This window comes from Desulfocicer vacuolatum DSM 3385, from assembly GCF_900176365.1.
In the GTDB taxonomy this organism is placed as follows: Bacteria; Desulfobacterota; Desulfobacteria; order Desulfobacterales; family Desulfobacteraceae; genus Desulfocicer; species Desulfocicer vacuolatum.
In genome coordinates this window covers 1-21,071 of sequence record NZ_FWXY01000004.1, presented here as the reverse complement: position 1 = coordinate 21,071, position 21,071 = coordinate 1, and the positions used below count along the sequence as shown (strand labels likewise).

Here is a 21,071-nt window from a genome sequence, read left to right as displayed (position 1 = left end):
CGTTTATCGGTATTTAAGTATCATGTTCATTGCTGTCTTTAAGGACAATCAAACTCCATGCCACCGAAAACCACTTTCAAATAACATATTGTTATCAAATGATATTTTTTCAAAAATTCCACACATTTCAAAAACCATCAAAAACGAATAAATACATTTATGTGTTTAGCATCAATCTAATTACATTTTTGTATGCGTATTTTTGAAATTTATCCAATAAATTGAACCGATTCATTCAGCGCCACCCTGTCAGTGCGGGTTCTGTTCACATCTGCATCCAGGTCTTCATATCCAAAGGACATGCCAAAAAGAATTCCCTGGCTCCCGGGAAGATTAAGAAATTTGCGGATGGGCCCGGGAAATTGTCCCAATGCAGCCTGTATGCAGCTTGAAATCCCATTTTCCACCATTAACAGTGCCAACGACTGGGCATAAATCCCCAGATCCACAGCCCCCATGAGCCCCAAATATTTTTCCATCACAAAAAATGCCACATGGGGTGCATCAAAAAAGGACCAGTTCCGCAGCATGGCAACAGCCCTGGCATCTTTGTTTTCCCGCTCAATTCCCATGGAATCATACAAGGCAAAGGCTGATCCGAACTGTCTGCTGCGATGAATGCCTTCATATTTAATTTGCCAGTTAAAATCAGGCTCAGGGCTTACTTTTGTGTTAACTTCCTCCAGCAGCAAGTCCCTTAGTTGATCTCTCTTTTCCCCGGAAACAACATAGGTCTGCCACGGCTGGACATTACAATTTGAAGGGGTTTTCCGGGCCTGCTCAAAAATGTTTCTCAATGTTTCTTCCGGAATCGGCTTATTTAAAAAAGCCCGTACAGAACGTCGTTTCTGCATTGCCTCTGCAACTGTCATTTTCCACCTCCTGATATTAATCAATTTCTATGTTGAAATCAGCTCTATACTGTTCAAGCAAAGCCAACACACACATGGGGGCATCTAAATCCCATTTAAATAGACCACACACAATAAAAACAGCCCCATCCCCGGCAGGCCGTCCCCTTCCCATGTTCTCCTTGACAAAAGGCGGTTTCCTGCCCTATATATACCCGATTTTATGCTCCCCTGTGTTTAAAGGGCCTGCTTAATTTTAAAGTTTTTATATAACCGCCACGGGCGGACCGTATTGTGATCCGGTTCCGCCCACAACAAAGCTTACATACGCCCCTGATTTACGGATTATTTCATACAAAAATGAGGAATACATGTCCAGTCCCACAACCTGTTACCATTTCAATTCAGCAATAGTAAGAAAACCCTCATCTTCGGTGGTCAGCGGCCTGCGGGCCGAAGACCTTGGCGACCCTGATTACCATGGTGTAAAAGCCGAACATGATGCCTATATTAAAACACTTGAATCCGTGGGAATGCGTGTCACGGTACTCCCTGCACTTGAAGCATTTCCAGATTCAATTTTTATGGAAGACCCTGCACTGGTTTTCACCGAGGGTGCAATAATACTCAACCCCGGTGCCCCGTCACGCCAGGGAGAAGCCCGGGAAATCGCACCTGTTTTACATGAACTCTTTGAAAAAGTTCTGGAATTGCCGCAGGGTGGCCATGCAGACGGAGGAGATATACTGGTGACACCAAAATCAGTGATGATCGGTCTGTCTGCCCGCACAGATGAACAAGGAGCCACGGCACTTATCGAATGCCTCAAAACCCTTGGACATCGTGGTGAAATCGTAAACACCCCGGAAGGCGTGCTTCATTTTAAAACCGAATGCTCCCTTTTGGACGAAGAAACAGTTCTGGTTACCCGCCGCATGGCCCAGTCAGGTATTTTCAATGATTTCCGTAAAGTGATATTACCGGACGGAGACGAACCGGCTGCCAACGCAGTGCGAATCAACAAGTCTGTCCTGGTAAGCTCAAATTACCAACGAACAATGGAGCTCCTTGATCAACAAGGGTATTCTGTTGTACCAATGAAAACATCAGAAATCCAGAAAATTGATGCAGGATTGTCCTGCATGTCTTTACGGTGGTTTCGCAGCTAATGACTTTTGATGATCTCGTAAAAAGTCCGACTATTATTTTTTGCCCACAACATACAAAATCAAAACATAAAAGAACAGCAATATGTTGTGGGCAAAGCGTTGCAAACTGATTTTTTACAAGAGCATCACTTTTAATTAAGGAAAAAAGAATATGAACTTTACAAAAAAACTGACAACCACCTTTTTTTTCATGGGTGTTATGCTGATGACCACGGTATCCACCGGCCACACTGAAACGCTTCGCCTGGGAATGACACCGGAACCCTATATGCCTTTTACCCAGATCAACTCAGCAGGCGTGTGGGAAGGCCTGGAAGCTGAATTGACCAATGTACTTTGTGAAAAAATGGGTACACAATGCAAAATCAGCCAAATGGCATGGGAGGGACTGATTCCCTCGCTCACAGAAAATAAAGTTGACTTCATTGTGGGTGCATTCTCAATCACGGACAAACGTCGTGAAATCGTGGACTTCAGTCTACCGTATTACAACGAGACTTCGGTTCTGGTGGGAATGAAAGCGGACAAAGCCACCTTTTCCAACAAAACCGACGCACATGGGGCAGAAGTGGTGGATGCCAAAGGCCTTTCCGGTAAAATCATAGGAGTACAGAACGCCAGTGTTCAAGGGGCCTATGCAAAAACATTTTTAAGCAAGGTTGAAACCAAATCATACCCTGCAGCGGATAATGTGGTTGCAGACCTCACCGCAGGCCGCATTGACTATGCCCTTTTAACGGCAGAATTCATCCAGCCCTTTCTTGAATCAAAAGACGGGGCAGATTATGAGATCAAGCATAAAATACCGGGCAATGTTATTCTGGGTGAAGGAATTGCCTATGCAGTGCGCAAGGGCGACAAAGCAACATTGGAAAAAATCAATGCCGTTTTGACCGAACTGGATCACAACGGCTCTTTGGAAGCCATGGTTCAAAAATGGTTCTTTGGTAAAAAATAGCACCACCGCAAAGCCCCAAACAGATGAAGATGGAGTGCTGACCGAGTCTTGACCGTTAAAACAAAAACAATTCAGGTACAATGGTGATACACACGTATATAGAATATATGGGATGGGGTGCCGGGGGATGGGGGGATGAATTTTTCTTCGGTTTCCTGATGACACTGAAAATCTCACTGTCCGCCTATGCCCTGGCCGTTATATTCGGCTTCTTTGCCACAACGGCAAAATTGTCAAAAAACATTTTTTTACGTTTTATGGCAGTAAGTTATACCACTGTTGTACGCGCCCTTCCTGAAATTTTAATGGTGCTCATTGTTTACTTCACCGTGGCGGGACTGGCAGAAACAGCACTTGTTAAAGCGGGATTTGTGGACAAAGGATTTCAATTCAACCCATTCTGGGCTGCTGTCTTTGCCCTGGCCTTTGTTGCCGGTGCCTTTATGGCCGAAGTTCTCCGCGCTGCCCGCCTGGCCGTGCCGGAAGGTCAAATAGAATCTGCCACCGCCATCGGGATGTCCTCCCTGCAGATCTTCATGCGGGTGATTTTACCCCAGATGATGCGCCATGCCATCCCCGGCATGGGTAATTTATGGCTTTCCATCACCAAAGACAGTGCCATTGTTGCGGTGCTCGGTGCCTTTAGTGAATTACTTTACACCGGCTATCGTGCCGCTGCGGCAACCAAGGAGTATGTCTTTTTTTATGGCGTAACCGCCGTACTTTTTTTGCTGATTACGCTTATTTCCATTGCTGTGATTCAATGGATGGAACGCCATCTGAACAGGGGATATGCATGATGGATTTTTTTAACAATGTGTTTTCCTGGCTCCCCGAACTTCTGGCGGCAACCCCATTGACCCTGATACTGACCCTGGTGGCCGGTATTTTTGGGCTTGTTTTTGGTACACTGCTGGCACTGGCTCGTTTGTCCAATATTCTGATACTGTCGGTACCGGCCAATATGTTCATGTTTGTCATGCGGGGAACCCCGCTTCTTGTACAGCTTTACCTCATTTATTATGGTCTGGGGCAAATTTTACCGGGAACATGGGTGCGTCACAGCGTTCTGTGGCCCTATCTGCGAGACGGATTCACCTATGCCGTCATTGCCCTGAGCATGAACCAGGCCGCATACAATGGAGAAGTTCTGCGCGGTGCACTGCGTTCCATCCCCAAAGGACAAATTGAAGCATCCATGGCCATGGGAATGACAAATCTTCAAATTCTACAACGTGTGCGATTACCCCTTGCCTTTCGCGATTGCCTGCCGGTGCTCACCAGTGACATCATTATTTTATTAAAATCCACAGCCCTGGTATCAACCATAACAGTACTTGAATTAATGGGCACAGCCCGCATGATCCAGCGTGAAAGCCTGCAGATTTACGAACCGCTTATTGCCTGCGGGCTTGTTTATTTTGCCGTTGTCATGGTGCTGACAAATATTATGCGCCCGGTGGAATCCCGTCTGACGCGCTTTCGTAAGGGGAATGCTTGAATATTCAAACAAACAAGGACAATAACATGACAGCAACGGCCCTTTCGGTGCGAAATATTCGTAAAAGCTTTGGTGAAGATGAGGTATTAAAGGGCATCTCCTTTGATGCACACTCTGGAGATGTTATTTCCATCATCGGCAGCAGCGGCTCCGGTAAAAGCACACTTTTAAGGTGTATTAATTTTCTGGAAAGGGCCGATTCAGGAGAGGTGGCGGTTGCAGGGGAAATTATTAAAACCCACAAAGCCAAGGACGGCCAGCTATCCCCCTCAGACAAGCACCAGCTTAAACAGATGCGTGCCCGGCTGGGCATGGTGTTCCAGAACTTTAATCTTTGGGCCCATCGCACGGTTCTGGAAAACATCATTGAAGGCCCGGTACAGGTTTTAAAACACCCAAAAAAAAAGGCCGTAGCTGATGCTGAGATTCTCATGGACAAGGTGGGCATCAGCCAGAAACGCAATCACTATCCGTCACAGCTTTCAGGGGGGCAGCAGCAGCGGGTTGCCATTGCCCGTGCCCTGGCCATGCAACCCACGGTAATGCTCTTTGATGAGCCGACATCGGCCCTTGATCCAGAATTGGTCAATGAAGTTGTTCAGGTCATTCGACAGCTTGCAACGGAAAAACGAACAATGATCATGGTCACCCACGAAATGGCCCTTGCCCGGGAAATTTCCACCCATTTAATCTTTCTTCACAATGGCCGCATTGAAGAGCAAGGCCCACCTCAATTGATCATGGAAAATCCAAAATCAGATCGATTACGTCAATTTATCGGCAAATTTTAGAAATCCTTCATCCCAAGATTTATTAGTAAATGCGGAATATTTCATAGAACCGCCACAGGCGGACCGCATTCTGATCCGGCTCTTCCCACAACAAAGTTTGAAATACGCCCCTGATCTGCGGCGTATTTCATAGAACAGGCATCTCCTGCCGGACACAACAAATATAGGGTCGTAGACGCGGAGCCAAATCGCCCCGACGGTCAATGGGTATCTCTTTATGAAAAGAGCAACTGAAAGATAAAACATACCCAAAATTTCACTTAATAATCTTATCTGGATCAACACCGTCCACATTTTTTTTCTTATCTTTGTCTGCCACCTGGCAGGCATTTCTCATTCATGTGGAAATTCCCATCTTAGGCAAGATATATGCCTGCAACAGCACATAAACGCCAATGAACAACAATACCCAAATCATTTCTTTCATATTTACCTCCATTTTTTTTTATATGAAATACTCCTCAAATCAGGGTTGTATTTCAAGCTTTGTTGTGGGCAGAACCGGGTCGGAATACGGTCTTCATTAAGATCTACATGAAATAATAATTTAATTACGAAATCAGCAAATGCAAATTAAAAACACGCTAATTTATAACTCGTCAGTCATAAGTTCTCCAGTTTGACGCCACACAATGAGTTTCTTTGAAATTGAACATATCCCATGTGGTATGAGAAATGAGAACTTCGGACTCATGAGTTTATAACAAAACCGGTACGACAAACTTTATTGTGCCCCTCCTTTGCCCAGCACAAAACTTGAATTTTTATCCAGTTTACCTGGATTTTCTCATAAAAATTCTTTAAAACAGCCCCATGGTGTAAACTTCTAAAGTTGAGCCAAACCACATTTAAAACCACATGGGGAGAAGAAAATGGGAAAATGCAAGTTTCATCCTGAAAGGGAAACAGCTTATAAATGCATGAAACACGACTATTATCTGTGTAACGAATGCCTTGAGTGCAGGGACCCTGATATATACTGTAAATTCAGATCCTCCTGCCCCATCCATTTTATCTCCAAAAAGGGTTTTAAAAATTCGGAGCCAAAAAAACGTGAAAAAATAAAAGCATAAAAATGCAATAAATCACCTCCGGAATCAATAGCGAAAACGCAACAAATCCGGGCATTCCCTTGTTTTTGATCTGAATCTATGCTAACAGCACCCTTTCATTTGATGACCGATATTTGTTCCATTACCACACTGGATAAACCCAAGGTCTGAACCAGTATTGGCAAAGTCACCAAAGACAGAAGTCCCATCAAATCCCAACAAACAAGTCCCGGGGGCCTGAATATGACAGCCCCCTTTCTTAAAGGAGTTTTTCATGAGTTTATGTCCATGTTGTTCAGAAAAAGAGTTCAGCCGATGCTGTGAACCCATTATCAAGGGTGAAATCCCGGCACAAACCCCGGAAGCCCTTATGAGATCAAGATACAGCGCTTATGTAAAAGGTGATATTGCTTATTTAAAGGAAAGCACCCACCCCGATGACCGGGGGGATTTTGACAGCCAGGCCACCCAGGACTGGTCAGAAAACTCCCAATGGCAAAAACTTGAAATTATCACCACAGATAAAGGTGGCCCCGATGACACCGAAGGGTTTGTGGAGTTCATCGCTTTTTTTGCCCGGGAAGGGATTGACCAGAAGCACCATGAACTGGCATCATTCAAAAAAAGTGACAATCAATGGTATTTCTCCGACGGTAACCCTGTAAAACCTGCCACCGTAAAGAGAACAAGCCCCAAGGTGGGCCGCAATGATCCCTGCCCCTGCGGAAGTGGAAAAAAATATAAAAAATGTTGTGCATAACTGCCACGGCCAAAGCTTATTGTGATACAAGTGTACCCCTCGTATCCGGGATTAAACCGATGTAATGTCTGTTTCCCGGATACTGCCCTCCGGCAGCTGCCCCTCTGAAGCCTTCCAGGCAGCTATTCCTTAAAGATCTGCTCAATTACAAAACAGTGATCGCATTATTGTCACATTTCGTATCTTTTTATAGAGAAACAAGACTTTTTTAAAATTTTCCCACCATAATACAGCACTTCTATTCAGTTTTTCAGTATGATTTGTCTTTTAAAACTTATTATGCTACTTTTCTTCAAAGCAATGTGGCAGGCGGATATCATCATCACAAATCAACACTCCAGTATGGGAGGTGCTAACATCCCAAAGATTTTCTACGCCTGCCACGGGCAGCCCTTATTCTGACCCCACTCTGCCCACAACAAAGATAGAAATTCTTCACAGATTTACGGAGTATTTCATATAAAAATGAAATCAAAAATAAAAAATTCCATGCGACTGCCATGGGACCCTGTTTTCAAACTTCAACTGGCGCTGAGCACCATATTTGTACTTTATTTCTGTGGACAGACAATCATCGAACACGCCTGGGAAAACCGGATTGATTCCCACGATAAAATCGTGACCAATGAAAGGGCCAGAAGGGACATCGGCATGATGATCAACGCGGATCTCTCTCGCATCGAGCTTAATTGTAACCGAATACTTCTGGCCAGAAATATGTATGTACAAAGGGATTTACTCAGGGAAACCATCATCGGTATTGAGTATCTCAACCGGCAGATTCTGCCTGTGCTGCAACATGGCGGTTCCCTGAACAGAACTTTTGATGTCAACCAAGATGGGGTGCCACCCATGAATGAAGAGATTTCATACAATCCGGGGCCGGTGGTGGAAATCGTGGTGGAACTCATTGAACTTCAACCCATACTCCATGAACTAAAAACCATTTTGTCCCATATGTTCACTGTGTTATCCCATGAAAATAAAAACTGGCCGGACCCGGAGCACCTCCACGGGGGGGATGCATGGGTGGATTACCTGAAAATTGAGGGGTTAATAAAGCGATGCCTGGAATACGGCAGCAAAATCATGGTGGATGCCACCCTTCAGTTAAATCAGATTCAAATGAAAAACAAACAATGGCTGGGGCAGCTGACATGGTATAAAAAAAGATTTTATTTTTCCCTGCAATTGATCATTCTCATTATTGTTTCCATTATTTCCATACGAATTTTCCGATTGACCCGAGAACGTGAAACGCTCATAGCCGAAAAAAGAACGGCCCTGGCATCTTCCCGGGAATCCACTGCCGCACTTGAAAAAATTATCTCCCATCTCCCGGTGGGCATCGTCATTGTTGATCAAAACAGGAAAATCATAAAAATCAATGGCGAGTCCGAACGGATTCTGGGATATGACAAGGGAGAGGCAGAACTCTGTCTTAAGGGCTTGGATTGCCATACCCGTTATTGTAACGTACCCTTGGGGCAATGCCCCATCTATGATTTAAAACAAACAAGTGTTCCCCTGGGGGAACACATGGCCTTACAAAAAGATCGAAAACCGATATCTGTTTTAAAAAGCGTGATTCCTGTTTCACTTAATGATCAAGAGGTGCTTCTGGAGGCTTTCATGGACATGACCCCTGTGAAAGAAGCGGAACAGGCCATGTTGCAGGCCAAACAGATGGCAGAATCGGCAAACCAGGCAAAATCGAGATTTCTGGCCAACATGGGCCATGAGATACGAACCCCCCTCAATGCCATTATAGGCTTTTCCGATATTCTTCTGGCAAACACCTCCCATGATGATGTGCGCGCCAATTTAAACATCATTTCCCAATCCGGGCAGCAGTTGCTGGACATGATCAATAATATTCTGGATTACGCCAAACTTGAGGCCGGTGAAATGGATCATGTCAATGACTCCTTTGCCCTTCACACCCTGGTACACCAAATACCGTCTTTTTTTTCTCACCGGCTCCGGGAAAAATCTTTAACCGTGGACATAATAATTGAAGACACAGTGCCCCGGTATGTCATGGGGGATGAAAAAAAAATTCGACAAATTTTCATGAACCTTGTGGATAATGCCGTTAAATTCAGCAACCATGGAAAAATTTCAATCCACGCCACCTGTGGGGATTGTGATATTATTTTTAAAATACAAGATTCCGGCGTGGGCATTGCCCGGGAAAAACTGGAGACGATATTTCATCCCTTTGAACAGGCAGACGGTGCAATTAATCGCAATTATGGCGGGGCAGGTCTTGGGCTTTCCTTATCCTTGGCCCTGGCAGAACTCATGAAAGGGACCCTTTCTGCCAACAGCACCCCGGGCCGAGGATCAGAGTTTATTCTTTCCCTTCCCCTGGCTGCCATCCCGGCCCCAGAGGCAGAGGTAGAAAATGAATCTGTTGCGCCCTGTGACCCCACACCCCGGGACACAAAAGTATCCCCCAAAAAAGAGTTAAAGGGACTGGTGGTGGAGGATCATTCCGCCAATTTAAAACTCATTAAAGCCATGCTCCGTCAAATGGGTATCCAGAGTCATGGCGCCCCCAATGGCCGGATTGCCCTGTCCCTGATAAAAATCTCATCATATGATTTTATTCTCATGGATGTTCACATGCCGGTGATGGACGGACTGGAAACTCTTAAAAAAATCAGACAACAACCGTTATGGAAGGACATTCCCGTCATTGCCGCCACCGGTCACGTCACAGGAAAACTTCGAGAGGAATTCATGGCCGTGGGATTTAACGATTTTATTTCCAAACCCTTTACCAGGGAATTACTTCAACAAAAACTGTCCATGCTTTTCCCGGATTTTAATTACATTGACCCCCAAGTCCAATCCAGCGCCCCCGGGTCTGCCCGGCCCCTTTGTTTAACCAAAGACAAATCCCCCCCGGAAACCGTTGCAGAGGAGGACAATGAGCTGGTGGAAATGGCATTGGAAATGGTTGAAATGAACATAAATATATTTAATCCGGATGAAATAGAAGAAGTGGCCCGCATGCTTCTTAAAAGTGTCCGGCAAACCGCTTTAAAGGATATGGCCCGGGGCCTGATCCATATTGCGCAAAACTTTGATGAAGAGGGACTGGAGGCCATGCTCATGGAACTAAAGCACTTGTCAGGGGCATCCCCGAAAATATAAAAACCCGGCTGATATAACCGCCACAGGCAGATCTCATACGGTACCTTGGTTTGCCTCAAAAAAGCTGGCAAAACCAATGATTCACACAAACTTTTCATTAAATAAGGTGATTATTTGGAAAAACAAACCATATTGATTGTGGATGATGTCACAGAAAACCGCAAACTTCTTGCAATTTTAATTCGCTCAAAACTCAATTGCAACGTAATCCTGGCCAAAGGCGGAAAAGATGCGGTGTCTGTGTTTGAACAGGAAAATGTGGTGCTGCCTTCATTGATTCTGCTGGATATCATGATGCCGGGAATGGATGGGTATGAAACGGCCCGGCAGATAAAGCATCATCCCCTGGGTAAGGATATTCCTATTATTTTTATCACCGGCATGGGTTCCGAGGAGGATAAGGCCAGATCATTCAAGTCAGGGGGGGTGGATTTTATTACCAAACCCTTTCATCAGCCCGAACTCCTTGCACGCATTCGGGTCCATCTTGAAATAAATGATCTCACCCGGAAATTAAAGGCCCAGAATATCCTTTTGGAAAACCGGAAGGCCCACCTCCAGGTGCTGGTGGATGAACAGACTGAAAAGATAAAACAGATGACCGTCAGCATGGTCAGTGCCCTGGAGAGTGCCAATTTTTATAATGACACTGACACCGGGCTTCACATTAAACGGGTGGGGGAATATTCACAATTTCTGGCCCGGGAGCTGGGGCTCTCACCCGGAATGGTTGACAAAATTCACATCTACGCCCCCCTGCACGATGTGGGAAAGGTGGGTATTTCCGATCATATTCTTAAAAAACCGGGACAATACACCGTGGATGAATTTGAAGAGATGAAACAGCATGTGGTCATTGGGGGCAAAATACTTCAAAACGAGGGATTTGATGTGGTGGCCCGTAACATTGCCCTGTATCACCATGAAAAATGGGACGGTAACGGGTATATCCATGGACTCAAGGGAGAACAGATCCCCATTGAGGCAAGAATCGTGGCTGTGGCAGACGTGTATGATGCCTTGACCAGTCAAAGAAGTTATAAAAAATGTTTTTCCAATGATAAAAGCGACGGAATTCTCAAAGCCGAAGCAGGTCACCATTTTGACCCTGAAATCATAGCACTGTTTTTTAAACATAAAGAAAAAATTCTGGACATTCAAAAAAAAATTCAGTGATCCACTGTCATAAAACAAGGCTGAGGTGCAATCTTCCAGGAGAAAGAAACAAAAAAAAACAGCTATAATCCTGCGCGGCTTCATCAATGCTCCCTGTCCCCATGATCAGAGTCTGCCATGACACCTCCTGACAATTAAAAGGTGCATCCATGGTTTCAAATGACGATGCAACGTCCCCAGACAATGAAATCTTCCAGCCGACGCTTGACAGGGCCGTCAAAGTTATATACATAAACCCATAACTAATTTCTGCCTGAAGGCAGACACAAAAAAAATTAATGCCCTGCACATGATCCACATGGGCTGCGCTGCCCGGTATCAAGTCGTAAGGTTTCCGTTTCAAAAATATTAAAAATGATGGCCACGAAGGCTGCAACATCCCCCAGGGGTGCGCCATGCTTTTGTGATTTTTTTATTTTTAACATATTTTCCATGAAATCGGAGATTTTTATGCATCTTATACACCGTGGCTCCTTCATGAAACCAATCGCTCTATGCTTCCTTTTATCCTGGACATTTTTTACCCTCTGCCTTCCCGGGGATGCCCGGGGGGCAACCGTGAGAAATATCACCGATGCCTTTGCAAGGCAGATACAAGTCCCCGAAAATGTAAGCCGTATTATCTGCTCAGGTGCCGGATGTCTGCGCCTGATCACCTATCTCCGGTGTCAGGATAAAATCGTGGCAGTGGACGATATGGAAAAAAGACGACGTAAGTTTGATGCACGCCCCTATGCCCTTGCCAACCCGCAATTCAAGCAATATCCGGTATTTGGAGAATTCCGGGGCCATGACAATCCAGAGATTATCATGGGGCTTTCTCCCCGGCCCCAGGTGATTTTCAAAACCTTTGGAGCCACGGGATACGACCCTGTGGAACTCCAGCAGAAAACCGGCATACCCGTGGTGGTACTGGAATACGGAGATCTGGCTTCGGGCAGAAAAGCTTTTTTTAAATCCCTTGAAATTGCAGGAGAAGTAATGGGAAAACAGAAAAGAGCCAAGGCCGTCATTGAGTATTTCAACACCCATATCTCCCAACTTAACCGACGCACCTGTGATATTCCTGATGCCGGCAAAAAAACCTGCTATGTGGGGGGCATTGCCTTTAAGGGTCCCCATGGCTTCCAATCAACGGAACCGACCTATCCCCCCCTTCAATTCATCAATAGCCACAATGTGGCTGCCGTCAATACCCATGGAAAAATCCCCCGTCAAAGTAATATATCCAAGGAAAAACTGCTCCAATGGGACCCGGAAGTGCTGTTGCTGGATCTTTCCACCCTTCAACTGGGCAAGGGAGCGGGCGGGTTGCATGAACTGAAGACAGACCCTGTTTACAGAGCCCTTTCCGGGGTTGCCAAGGGATCCGTTTTTGGGGTGTTGCCCTACAACTGGTACTCCATGAACCAGGGTTCCATTCTTGCCAATGCCTGGTTCATCGGTAAAATACTTTACCCATCACAATTCAAGGACATTGATCCCATTGCAAAGGCTGATGAAATTTACACCTTTCTGGTGGGAAAACCCGTTTTCCGGGAAATGAACCAACGGTTCCAGAACATGGCGTTTATAAGGATTTCCCATGCATTTTGATCAAGGCGTCATCCCCAGGGCTTACACTGCCTATATTTCCAAAAAAAACCGACTCATCCTCATGGCCGGGCTGCTGCTCTGCGGTGCACTGGCCGGGGGGCTCTGCCTTGGATCTGTGAATCTTCCCTTTATGGACGTGGTTAAAAGCCTTGCCTGCATGGAGGTCACTCGCCAGGTGGATATCATTGTGTGGAATATTCGCCTCCCCCAGGCTTTGACCGCCATCATGGCAGGCGCAGGCCTTGCCGCCAGCGGCACTGTGATGCAGGCAGTGTTGAGAAATCCCCTGGGCTCACCTTTTACCCTGGGTATTTCCCATGCCGCCGCCTTTGGAGCGGCCCTGGCAGTGATGATACTGGGAAGCGGTGCCATGGGAAGCTCTTTAAATGATGCTGTGCGTATCTCCAGTCCATGGCTCACCACCTTTTCCGCTTTTTTCTTTTCCATGGCCGCAGCCATGGGTATCACAGCGGTGTCACGCATCAAAGCAGCGTCTCCAGAGGTCATGGTACTCACCGGTGTGGCGCTTGGCTCTCTTTTTACTGCAGCCACCATGCTGCTCCAGTTTTTTGCCGATGATGTCCAGCTGGCTGCCATGGTATTTTGGACCTTTGGTGATGTGGCCCGTACCAGCTGGAGTGAACTGGGATTTTTATCTTTCTTCACCCTTTGCGCCTTGATTTTTTTCATGGCCAATGCCTGGAACTACAATGCCATGGACACCGGTGATGAGACAGCCAGGGGCGTTGGGGTCCCGGTGGAACGGGTGCGCCTTGGGGGGATGATGATTGCATCCCTTGTGACATCGGTGATCATTGCCTTTGTGGGTATCATCGGGTTTGTGGGGCTGGTGGCCCCCCACATGGTGCGCCGTATCATCGGGGATGACCATAGATTTCTGCTGCCTGCGGCCACTGTCACCGGGGGATTGCTGCTGCTCCTTTCAGACACAACAGCAAGACTGATACTCTCCCCCCATCTGTTGCCGGTATCGGTGCTCACGGCTTTTCTCGGGGCTCCAGTGTTTATCTTTCTCATCATCAAAGGCTATCAAAAATAACGGGCATCTCCTGCTGGACACAACAAATAATGAAAAAGGAGCTAAAAGTATGATACTCACCGTCAACGACATCAGCTTTAAATATAACCGTCACACAACCTTGAAAGATATCTCCTTTACCATCAAAAAAGGAGAGATCACCGTTGTTCTCGGTCCCAACGGGGTGGGAAAAACCACCCTGTTAAAATGCATGAACGGCATTTTAAAACCCACATGCGGTGATATCCTTGTGGCGGGCAAAAACATTAAAAAAATGGGCCTTCGGGAAATTTCCGGCAATATGAGTTATGTGGCACAAAAATGTGAGTCTGCAAGGATGACCGCCTTTGATGCCATTCTCATGGGCAGAAGGCCCCACATGGGCTGGAAGGTGGGAAAAAACGATCTTAAAAAAGTGGACGGTGTGATCAAGCATCTGGGGCTGGAACACCTGGCATTGAACCATGTGGATGAAATGAGCGGTGGAGAACTTCAAAAAGTGGCCATTGCCAGGGCCCTGGTCCAGGAAACGGACATCATTCTTCTGGATGAACCCACCAGCAGCCTTGACATGAAAAACCAGGAGGAAATCCTGGAACTCATCGAACGGGTGGTGAAAGAGCACCGGGTGGCAGCGGTGATGACCATGCATGACCTTAACACCGCACTACGATATGCTGACAATTATATTTTTCTTAAAGAAGGGTCAATTTTTGATACCGGTCCCATTGAAAAGGTATCTCCTGTCATGGTGTCAGAGGTATATGGAATTTCCGTTGAAATTATCCGTCACAAAGGGTATTCTGTCATAATTCCGGCAACAGAAAGCCGGAGAAAAACCACAAAAAAGGCGGCATGATCCCTCCCAGAACCCTGGGCATGATTTCACTGGATGGCACGTTTCGCAGATCACACTTGCAAAAACGGGATCAAACTTACGTTACCGGTATTATATACCGGGTGCCTTGGAAGCAAAACGCCCCGACAGTTTAGTGGAGGATTCATCATGGGACGCACCAGAGTACTGTATAGAACAGTTATTGTTTTTTTACTGTTAACCTTTATCCAAACCCCACACAGTATGGCATGGTCCTGGCTGAATAACAAAAAGAAAACCCCGCCCAGTGTCCTTCGCTTTGCCCTCCATGTCAGCAAAATGGGTAAAATGGACCCCCACTTTGCCGCAGCCTCACAGGATCGTTCCGTTGCCGACATGGTGTTCAACGGCCTATTGAGATACCAGCCCGGCAATGCCCCCCACATTGAACCGGATCTGGCAACAGAGATGCCGCAACTGGTAATGGAAAACGGACACCAGGTGTGGTACGTCACCCTGCGCAAAGGCATCATGTTTCATCCGGGGCCCATGACACCCGCCTATGAACTCACCGCCGATGATGTGGTCTATTCCTTTACCAAAGCCGCAGATAAAAAAAGATCTGCCTATGCCGGGGATTATGAAGGTATCACCATAAACAAGGTGGATGATTACATCGTGAAATTCACCCTGTTAAAACCCCTTTCTTCCATCCTTTTTTTTCCCAAAATCACCAATTACAACGGGGGATTCATTGTGAGTAAAAAAGCCATGGAAACCATGGGGGATGAGGCATACGGAAAACATCCGGTGGGAACAGGCCCTTTCATGTTCCGGCAATACATTACCGGAGAAAAATTGATCCTGGGGGCCAATCATGATTTTTTCAGGGGAAAGCCGGCCCTGGACGGTGTGGAACTGTTTTTCATGCCTGACACCCAAAAACGAAAATCCGGACTGCTCAACGGCACGCTGGATGTAATCATCGGTTCAGGAAATAAAGGCTTTGCCAGTGAACTGATGCTCCACAACGGCATTGAAATTGATACCCATGGTGTGGGAGAGGTCACCACCATCTATTTTAATACTGCTATTCCCCCCATGGACGATATCAAAGTGCGAAAGGCCATTGCCTATGCCTTGAACAGAAAATCCTATCTGAACATTTATAACAAAGATTTTGCAGGTTATGTTTACTCTCCGGTGCCTTCGCACTTTCTTCCCGGAGGGTTGACGCACCAAGATGTGAAAACATTGGGACTTGACTATGCAGAAGATGTCCAAAAGGCAAAGGATCTGCTTTGCCGGGCAGGCTATCCCAATGGATTTACTTTGGAACTGGTGGGATCTGAAAAACGGACCTATAGCAATTTTTATCGAATTCTCCATGAACAACTGGCCCGCATCGGCATTTTAACCAAGACAAAAATTCTTTCCCATGCTGACATGCACCGGGAAATCCGAAAAAACCCCAAACCCATTGTTATCTACACCGCATGGAGACCCAATGCAGATGTGTTTTTATCCCGTTTTTTTCATTCCGATGCCATTTTGATCTCCGGCATAAAACCGGACACCAATTTCTCCCACTACACAAAAATTGATAAACTCATTGAAGCTGCCCGGCACGAAGCCAATCCGGAGGAACAGATTCAACTGTGGCACCAGGCCCAGATCAGGATTTTAAATGACATGGTGGCCTACCCGCTGATTTATGCCAACATGCGCACCCCCCGCAGGGACTATGTGGATTATGGACACCGGCTGAAATCTTCCATGGCACTTTATCCGCAGTTCACGGAAAAAACAAAATTGACTTCCCACACCATTACCAGAAGAAACAACTTCACCCAAATAGCAATGCACTAACCCCACAGGGCGAAAAAAATCAAAATACGGAATCAATAATAAGGGTCTATCTGAACTGCAAATTTTGAAATACCTTCTATTTCAGATAATTGCTCCTCAACCCGTTTTTTAATGGTATCACACTGGGACTCTGGAACCTTTAAGATCACATTGACATTCCCATCACTGACAGAAACCACAGCACTGGGAAAATCAAACAGGGCATAACTCACCGCAGCAGACAAAGCCTCGTCCGCAAGGATTTTTTCAGACCGGGGTGTTTCCTGGAACAATGGCAGAGTGGCCGCATTGGCAATAATGTCCACAGCATCATCTTCAGAAAGATGTCCGATGCGAATCACCAAATTGTAATTGGCCGGATCAAAGATATCAATACCATAGAGAAACATGCACCATCGCCGGCGCTCTTCATCGTCCTTTTTCAATACATATTGTGCCTTTTCCATGGAAATACCCTCCCGGGCCATCTCCCCTTCCACCCGCCCCTGGGTGTCAGCAATAATGCGCACCTTTAGCACATGGGAAATATCCCTTAACAGATGATGTCCTGCCAGACCGTGGTACACCGTATTTCCTTTCATGAACCGCTGGAGTAATGCCCAGCGCACAGCGGTGAGATACCTTTTTTTCCCATTGGGGAATCGGTCAAGGATGGAAAAAGCATCGTTCAAACCCCGTTTTAACTTTATTTCCGGCAAATGAAATTCCTCAAGATTGTCAAGGACCTGATCCCGGGAGATACAAATGAAACCAAGTTTTGAGGCCAATTTTTCAGCCACAGATTTGCCGTGATAATAACTACCCCTGGAAATTGTGATGATAGGCATAAGAGAACTCCTTTAAATTTCAGGTGAATGTACTTTCCCGGTTGGAAATGACGATGAATTTCATCATAACATGAATTGGAATCAACCCCAAATCCAAGATAAAAAAATGTGATCATCGCGTTTTAAAACAAGCAACGTTATGCTATGAATCATAGTGTTAAACCCAAAACGAAAAGGAGAACGACGTTGACATCTGAAAACTTTTATCTTGTAGAAAAAAAACCTCCCATTGCCTGGGTCTACCTAAACAGGCCCCATAAAAAAAATGCCATGAACCCCTCGGCATGGCATGATTCCCCCGGCATATTTGAAGATCTTGACAAGGACCCTGATATCCGTGCCGTGATTGTGGCGGGAAAAGGGCCCTGTTTTTCTGCAGGCATTGATCTCATGGGGATGATTCCGGAACTGCCGGAACTCATGGACAATGAGCAAAAAGGGGGGATCAAGTGGAAGTTGATCCCCAGAATAAAAAAACTCCAGGACGCCATCTCCTGCATTGAATGGTGCAGAAAACCGGTCATTGCCGCCATCCACGGCCATTGCATCGGTGCCGGTCTTGATATGGCAACGGCCTGTGACATCCGCATCTGCTCTGAAGATGCCCTCTTTTCCCTGCGGGAGGCGGCTGTGGGCTTTGTTGCCGATGTGGGTGTTCTCCAACGCATTCCGTCCATTGTGGGCCAGGGCCATGCCCGGGAACTTGCCTACACGGCCAGGGACATCTCCGCCCGGCGGGCAAAGGAAATTCTTCTGGTCAACGATGTCCACGAAAATCAAAAAATCCTCATGGAAAAAGCCGGGGAACTTGCTTTGGAAATCAGTAACAACTCACCCCTGGCAGTGCAGGCATCCAAGGATGTACTGAATTATGGCGTGGGAAAATCCGTGGAAGACGGGCTTAACTATGTGGCCTCCATGAGCGCCAACATCATTCCATCCAACGACCTCATGGAGGCTGTCACCGCCTTTGCCGAAAAACGCAAACCCAAATTCACCGGGAATTAATCGGTAAAGGGATAAATCTGCCATCTTTTTTTTTATATGAAATACTCAGTAAATCAGGGGTGTATTTCAAGTTTTTGTTGTGGGCGGAGCGAGGTCAGAATGCGGTCCGCCCGTGGCGGTTATAAGAAAGGGCAGCCTCCAAGCCAACCTCAGCAGAGCCGCCCCCCGATGGGTAATAGGAACCGGACAATTGAGCTGTCTACAGTTCCGGTCCGGGCCCATTGCCCATCGGGGGGCGGCGGTATAATACCATTTTCGTTGTATCTGCCATGGGGCCACCCCGCCACAAAGTCAGTGCCGAAAAAATACTCCTTGATTATTCAAGATCTTTGTGGGAAAGCAAGAAACGTTATTGTCAATTTTACTCACAGGCGCTGTGCCATCCCGGGAACATGCCGGCCATGACGTCTGTAAACCACCCCACACTGAATCATCCGCCGTGCACACCGGCGACAAGGAGCCAATATTATGGTGTTAAACAACCTTTTTCCCGTTTTTGCCATTATTCTGCTGGGCAGGATTTTACACACCACAGGTTTTATCAAACAAGCATTTCTAACAACGGCAGACCGACTGGTCTATTATATCTTTTTCCCCTGTATGCTTTTTTATAAAATAGGGGGCAATCAAGGGGCCCAATCCCTTGACTTGGCCCTGCCCCTTGCCGGATTGTGCGCCCTTTTTCTGGTTTTCATTCTCAGTACCCTTTACATCATTTATGGGGGTACAACAGATTTTGAGGCAGGTACATTTTCCCAGAGCTGCTATCGATTCAACACCTACATCGGTATGGCCATCGTGATGACGGCATTGGGTGAAGAGGGAATTATCCGCTTTGGACTTCTCATCGGGGTGATCATCCCCATTATTAATATTTTATCGGTTTCCATTCTTATCTGGTTCTCAGGCAAAGAATATACCGTTATCCAGCGGGTGGGAAAACTGTTGAAAGAAGCCGTATCCAACCCATTGATTCTTGCATGCTTTGCCGGATTTCTTTTTTCACGCCTGGACAGTGGATTTCCGGTTTTCATTGACAACACCCTGAAACTTATTTCCACAGTCACCCTTCCCCTGGCCCTTATCTCCATTGGCAGTGCCTTTACCCTGAAAAAGCTGAAAGGTTACCTGAAACTTTCCATGATTTCTGCAGCATTTAAACTAATATTATTTCCCCTTTCAGGGGTGCTGTTCATGACCTTGTTCGGAGTCACCGGCATGGAGTTCAAGGCGGGACTTATCTTTTTTTGTCTGCCCACGGCCACGTCCATCTATATTCTCTCCTCCCAGATGAACAGCGACACCGATCTTGCTGCGGCATCCATTGTTTTTTCCACCATGGCCTCTTTTATTTCATTATCCGTGGCACTATCACTGATATAACCGCCACAGGCGGACCGTATTTTGATCCGGCTCTGCCCACAACAAAGGTAGCAATACTCCACAAAAAACACCCCTCATAAAAAGCGGGTTGAGGGCTTGGTCATAACGTCGGCCATTTTGTGATAAAATTTTGACGGTAAAAAATTAATACTTGTAATTACAACTCCTTATAGCTAATAAAATATTATCTCATGTAGAGTGGCCCAGCTTATAATCAAACCCCGGGTTGAAAAATGGAATTAAAATGATTAGGATCAATAAAAGCACCTGAAACATCCCAACTAAAAATTAATTTTCATGGAGGCGTTTACTTGTTCACAGAAACAGTATCCTATCAGGCGGCACTCATGGCCGGGTTGCTCTCTTTTTTTTCCCCGTGCATCCTGCCGTTGATTCCTGCTTATTTCACCTTTATCACGGGATTGTCCCTTGATGAACTCACACAAGACACCGGAAAAACCAGACAAAAGGTTATTCTGGCAACCCTTGCCTATGTGTGTGGATTTTCCACGGTATTCATTCTACTGGGGGCATCGGCATCCTTCATGGGCGGCATCATTGCCCGATACTCCTGGGTTGTGAGGTATCTGGGCGGAGGGATTATACTGATTTTTGGATGTCATTTATTAGGATGGATCAATATCACAGGATTAAATTTTGAAAAACGAATTCACCTGGACAAAAAACCCATGCATGTCATGGGTACCTTTGTCATCGGCATGGCCTTTGGGGCCGGATGGAGCCCCTGCATCGGTCCCATGTTAGGTTCCATCCTCATTGTTGCCGGAAGCCAGGAAACCGTAATGCAGGGCATTGTCCTTTTAAGCATCTATTCTGCAGGCCTGGCCCTGCCCTTTCTCTTGATTTCATTTTTCATCAATCGAATTATTGACATCATGGGACGTGCCACCAAGGTACTTGGATATGTAAATAAAGTGGCCGGAATCCTGCTCATTATCATGGGAATTCTTTTAATCACCGACAAATTCAGGCTCCTGGCCACACTGTAGTCAGTACCCAGTACCCAGTACCCAGTACCCAGTACCCAGTACCCAGTACCCAGTACCCAGTACCCAGTACCCAGTACCCAGTACCCAGTACCCAGTACCCAG

General features: G+C 46.3%; 17 protein-coding genes. 15 read left to right on the top strand and 2 right to left on the bottom strand.

All coding sequences use genetic code 11. The features are described from left to right. Window positions 1–209 precede the first annotated feature (209 nt). Window positions 210–872 carry a nitroreductase family protein gene (locus tag B9A32_RS04790; RefSeq protein ID WP_084067252.1) on the bottom strand — a complete coding sequence of 221 codons (663 nt, stop codon included), beginning with the start codon at window positions 870–872 and terminating at the stop codon, window positions 210–212. Between the two features lie 350 nt (window positions 873–1,222). Here B9A32_RS04790 and B9A32_RS04785 point away from each other — a divergent pair, with 350 nt between their 5' ends. The 12 genes from B9A32_RS04785 to B9A32_RS04720 all read left to right on the top strand — a co-directional run bounded on the left by B9A32_RS04785 (window position 1,223) and on the right by B9A32_RS04720 (window position 16,741). Next, complete coding sequence (locus B9A32_RS04785; RefSeq protein ID WP_084067251.1) at window positions 1,223–2,020, top strand: dimethylarginine dimethylaminohydrolase family protein; 798 nt, start codon at window positions 1,223–1,225, stop codon at window positions 2,018–2,020. 151 nt (window positions 2,021–2,171) lie between these two features. Continuing rightward, window positions 2,172–2,978, top strand: coding sequence for a transporter substrate-binding domain-containing protein (locus B9A32_RS04780; RefSeq protein WP_212637745.1), 807 nt, complete (start codon window positions 2,172–2,174; stop codon window positions 2,976–2,978). Between the two features lie 80 nt (window positions 2,979–3,058). After that, window positions 3,059–3,778: an ABC transporter permease gene (locus B9A32_RS04775; protein ID WP_139795709.1), complete on the top strand. Its 720-nt coding sequence runs from the start codon at window positions 3,059–3,061 to the stop codon at window positions 3,776–3,778. Next, window positions 3,775–4,479, top strand: coding sequence for an ABC transporter permease (locus B9A32_RS04770; protein WP_212637743.1), 705 nt, complete (start codon window positions 3,775–3,777; stop codon window positions 4,477–4,479). Before B9A32_RS04775 ends, B9A32_RS04770 begins: the two co-directional genes overlap by 4 nt. After that, window positions 4,476–5,270 (top strand): ABC transporter ATP-binding protein, encoded by a 795-nt coding sequence (locus B9A32_RS04765; protein ID WP_269748998.1) that lies wholly within the window; start codon window positions 4,476–4,478, stop codon window positions 5,268–5,270. The genes B9A32_RS04770 and B9A32_RS04765 overlap by 4 nt, the downstream gene beginning before the upstream one ends. A 1,326-nt stretch (window positions 5,271–6,596) precedes the next feature. Continuing rightward, on the top strand, window positions 6,597–7,082 hold the full coding sequence (locus B9A32_RS04755; protein WP_084067249.1) for a YchJ family protein: 486 nt from the start codon (window positions 6,597–6,599) through the stop codon (window positions 7,080–7,082). A gap of 465 nt (window positions 7,083–7,547) precedes the next feature. Next, window positions 7,548–10,244 carry a PAS domain-containing hybrid sensor histidine kinase/response regulator gene (locus B9A32_RS04750; protein WP_084067248.1) on the top strand — a complete coding sequence of 899 codons (2,697 nt, stop codon included), beginning with the start codon at window positions 7,548–7,550 and terminating at the stop codon, window positions 10,242–10,244. A gap of 114 nt (window positions 10,245–10,358) precedes the next feature. Continuing rightward, the gene (locus B9A32_RS04745; RefSeq protein WP_084067247.1) at window positions 10,359–11,420 is read left to right on the top strand and encodes an HD domain-containing phosphohydrolase; all 1,062 of its coding nucleotides are present in this window, start codon (window positions 10,359–10,361) and stop codon (window positions 11,418–11,420) included. Window positions 11,421–11,897: 477 nt separating this feature from the next. Then, entirely contained in the window at window positions 11,898–13,016 is a 1,119-nt protein-coding gene (locus B9A32_RS04735; protein WP_084067429.1) for an iron ABC transporter substrate-binding protein, read from the top strand. Next, a complete protein-coding gene (locus B9A32_RS04730; RefSeq protein ID WP_084067245.1) occupies window positions 13,006–14,076 on the top strand; it encodes a FecCD family ABC transporter permease in 1,071 nt (356 codons plus the stop codon). The genes B9A32_RS04735 and B9A32_RS04730 overlap by 11 nt, the downstream gene beginning before the upstream one ends. A 49-nt stretch (window positions 14,077–14,125) precedes the next feature. Then, window positions 14,126–14,914, top strand: coding sequence for an ABC transporter ATP-binding protein (locus tag B9A32_RS04725; RefSeq protein WP_084067244.1), 789 nt, complete (start codon window positions 14,126–14,128; stop codon window positions 14,912–14,914). Window positions 14,915–15,061: 147 nt separating this feature from the next. After that, window positions 15,062–16,741, top strand: coding sequence for an ABC transporter substrate-binding protein (locus B9A32_RS04720; protein WP_170923706.1), 1,680 nt, complete (start codon window positions 15,062–15,064; stop codon window positions 16,739–16,741). Between the two features lie 32 nt (window positions 16,742–16,773). Here the strand turns inward: B9A32_RS04720 and B9A32_RS04715 are convergent, their stop codons facing one another. Further along, entirely contained in the window at window positions 16,774–17,568 is a 795-nt protein-coding gene (locus B9A32_RS04715) for a cytidylate kinase-like family protein (protein WP_084067242.1), read from the bottom strand. A gap of 186 nt (window positions 17,569–17,754) precedes the next feature. Here B9A32_RS04715 and B9A32_RS04710 point away from each other — a divergent pair, with 186 nt between their 5' ends. The 3 genes from B9A32_RS04710 to B9A32_RS04700 all read left to right on the top strand — a co-directional run bounded on the left by B9A32_RS04710 (window position 17,755) and on the right by B9A32_RS04700 (window position 20,969). Next, window positions 17,755–18,576, top strand: coding sequence for a crotonase/enoyl-CoA hydratase family protein (locus B9A32_RS04710; protein ID WP_232367044.1), 822 nt, complete (start codon window positions 17,755–17,757; stop codon window positions 18,574–18,576). A 468-nt stretch (window positions 18,577–19,044) separates the two neighbouring features. Continuing rightward, entirely contained in the window at window positions 19,045–19,959 is a 915-nt protein-coding gene (locus tag B9A32_RS04705) for an AEC family transporter (RefSeq protein ID WP_084067240.1), read from the top strand. 311 nt (window positions 19,960–20,270) lie between these two features. Further along, window positions 20,271–20,969 (top strand): cytochrome c biogenesis CcdA family protein, encoded by a 699-nt coding sequence (locus B9A32_RS04700; RefSeq protein WP_084067239.1) that lies wholly within the window; start codon window positions 20,271–20,273, stop codon window positions 20,967–20,969. Window positions 20,970–21,071: the final 102 nt, after the last annotated feature.

Bases quoted from the DNA above. Each gene is read 5' to 3' on its own strand.
- B9A32_RS04770 (WP_212637743.1), top strand. From the start codon at position 3,775: ATGATGGATTTTTTTAACAATGTGTTTTCCTGGCTCCCCGAACTTCTG.
- B9A32_RS04790 (WP_084067252.1), bottom strand. From the start codon at position 872: ATGACAGTTGCAGAGGCAATGCAGAAACGACGTTCTGTACGGGCTTTT.
- B9A32_RS04715 (WP_084067242.1), bottom strand. From the start codon at position 17,568: ATGCCTATCATCACAATTTCCAGGGGTAGTTATTATCACGGCAAATCT.
- B9A32_RS04785 (WP_084067251.1), top strand. From the start codon at position 1,223: ATGTCCAGTCCCACAACCTGTTACCATTTCAATTCAGCAATAGTAAGA.
- B9A32_RS04750 (WP_084067248.1), top strand. From the start codon at position 7,548: ATGAAATCAAAAATAAAAAATTCCATGCGACTGCCATGGGACCCTGTT.
- B9A32_RS04780 (WP_212637745.1), top strand. From the start codon at position 2,172: ATGAACTTTACAAAAAAACTGACAACCACCTTTTTTTTCATGGGTGTT.
- B9A32_RS04705 (WP_084067240.1), top strand. From the start codon at position 19,045: ATGGTGTTAAACAACCTTTTTCCCGTTTTTGCCATTATTCTGCTGGGC.
- B9A32_RS04730 (WP_084067245.1), top strand. From the start codon at position 13,006: ATGCATTTTGATCAAGGCGTCATCCCCAGGGCTTACACTGCCTATATT.
- B9A32_RS04720 (WP_170923706.1), top strand. From the start codon at position 15,062: ATGGGACGCACCAGAGTACTGTATAGAACAGTTATTGTTTTTTTACTG.
- B9A32_RS04725 (WP_084067244.1), top strand. From the start codon at position 14,126: ATGATACTCACCGTCAACGACATCAGCTTTAAATATAACCGTCACACA.
- B9A32_RS04735 (WP_084067429.1), top strand. From the start codon at position 11,898: ATGAAACCAATCGCTCTATGCTTCCTTTTATCCTGGACATTTTTTACC.
- B9A32_RS04775 (WP_139795709.1), top strand. From the start codon at position 3,059: ATGGTGATACACACGTATATAGAATATATGGGATGGGGTGCCGGGGGA.
- B9A32_RS04755 (WP_084067249.1), top strand. From the start codon at position 6,597: ATGAGTTTATGTCCATGTTGTTCAGAAAAAGAGTTCAGCCGATGCTGT.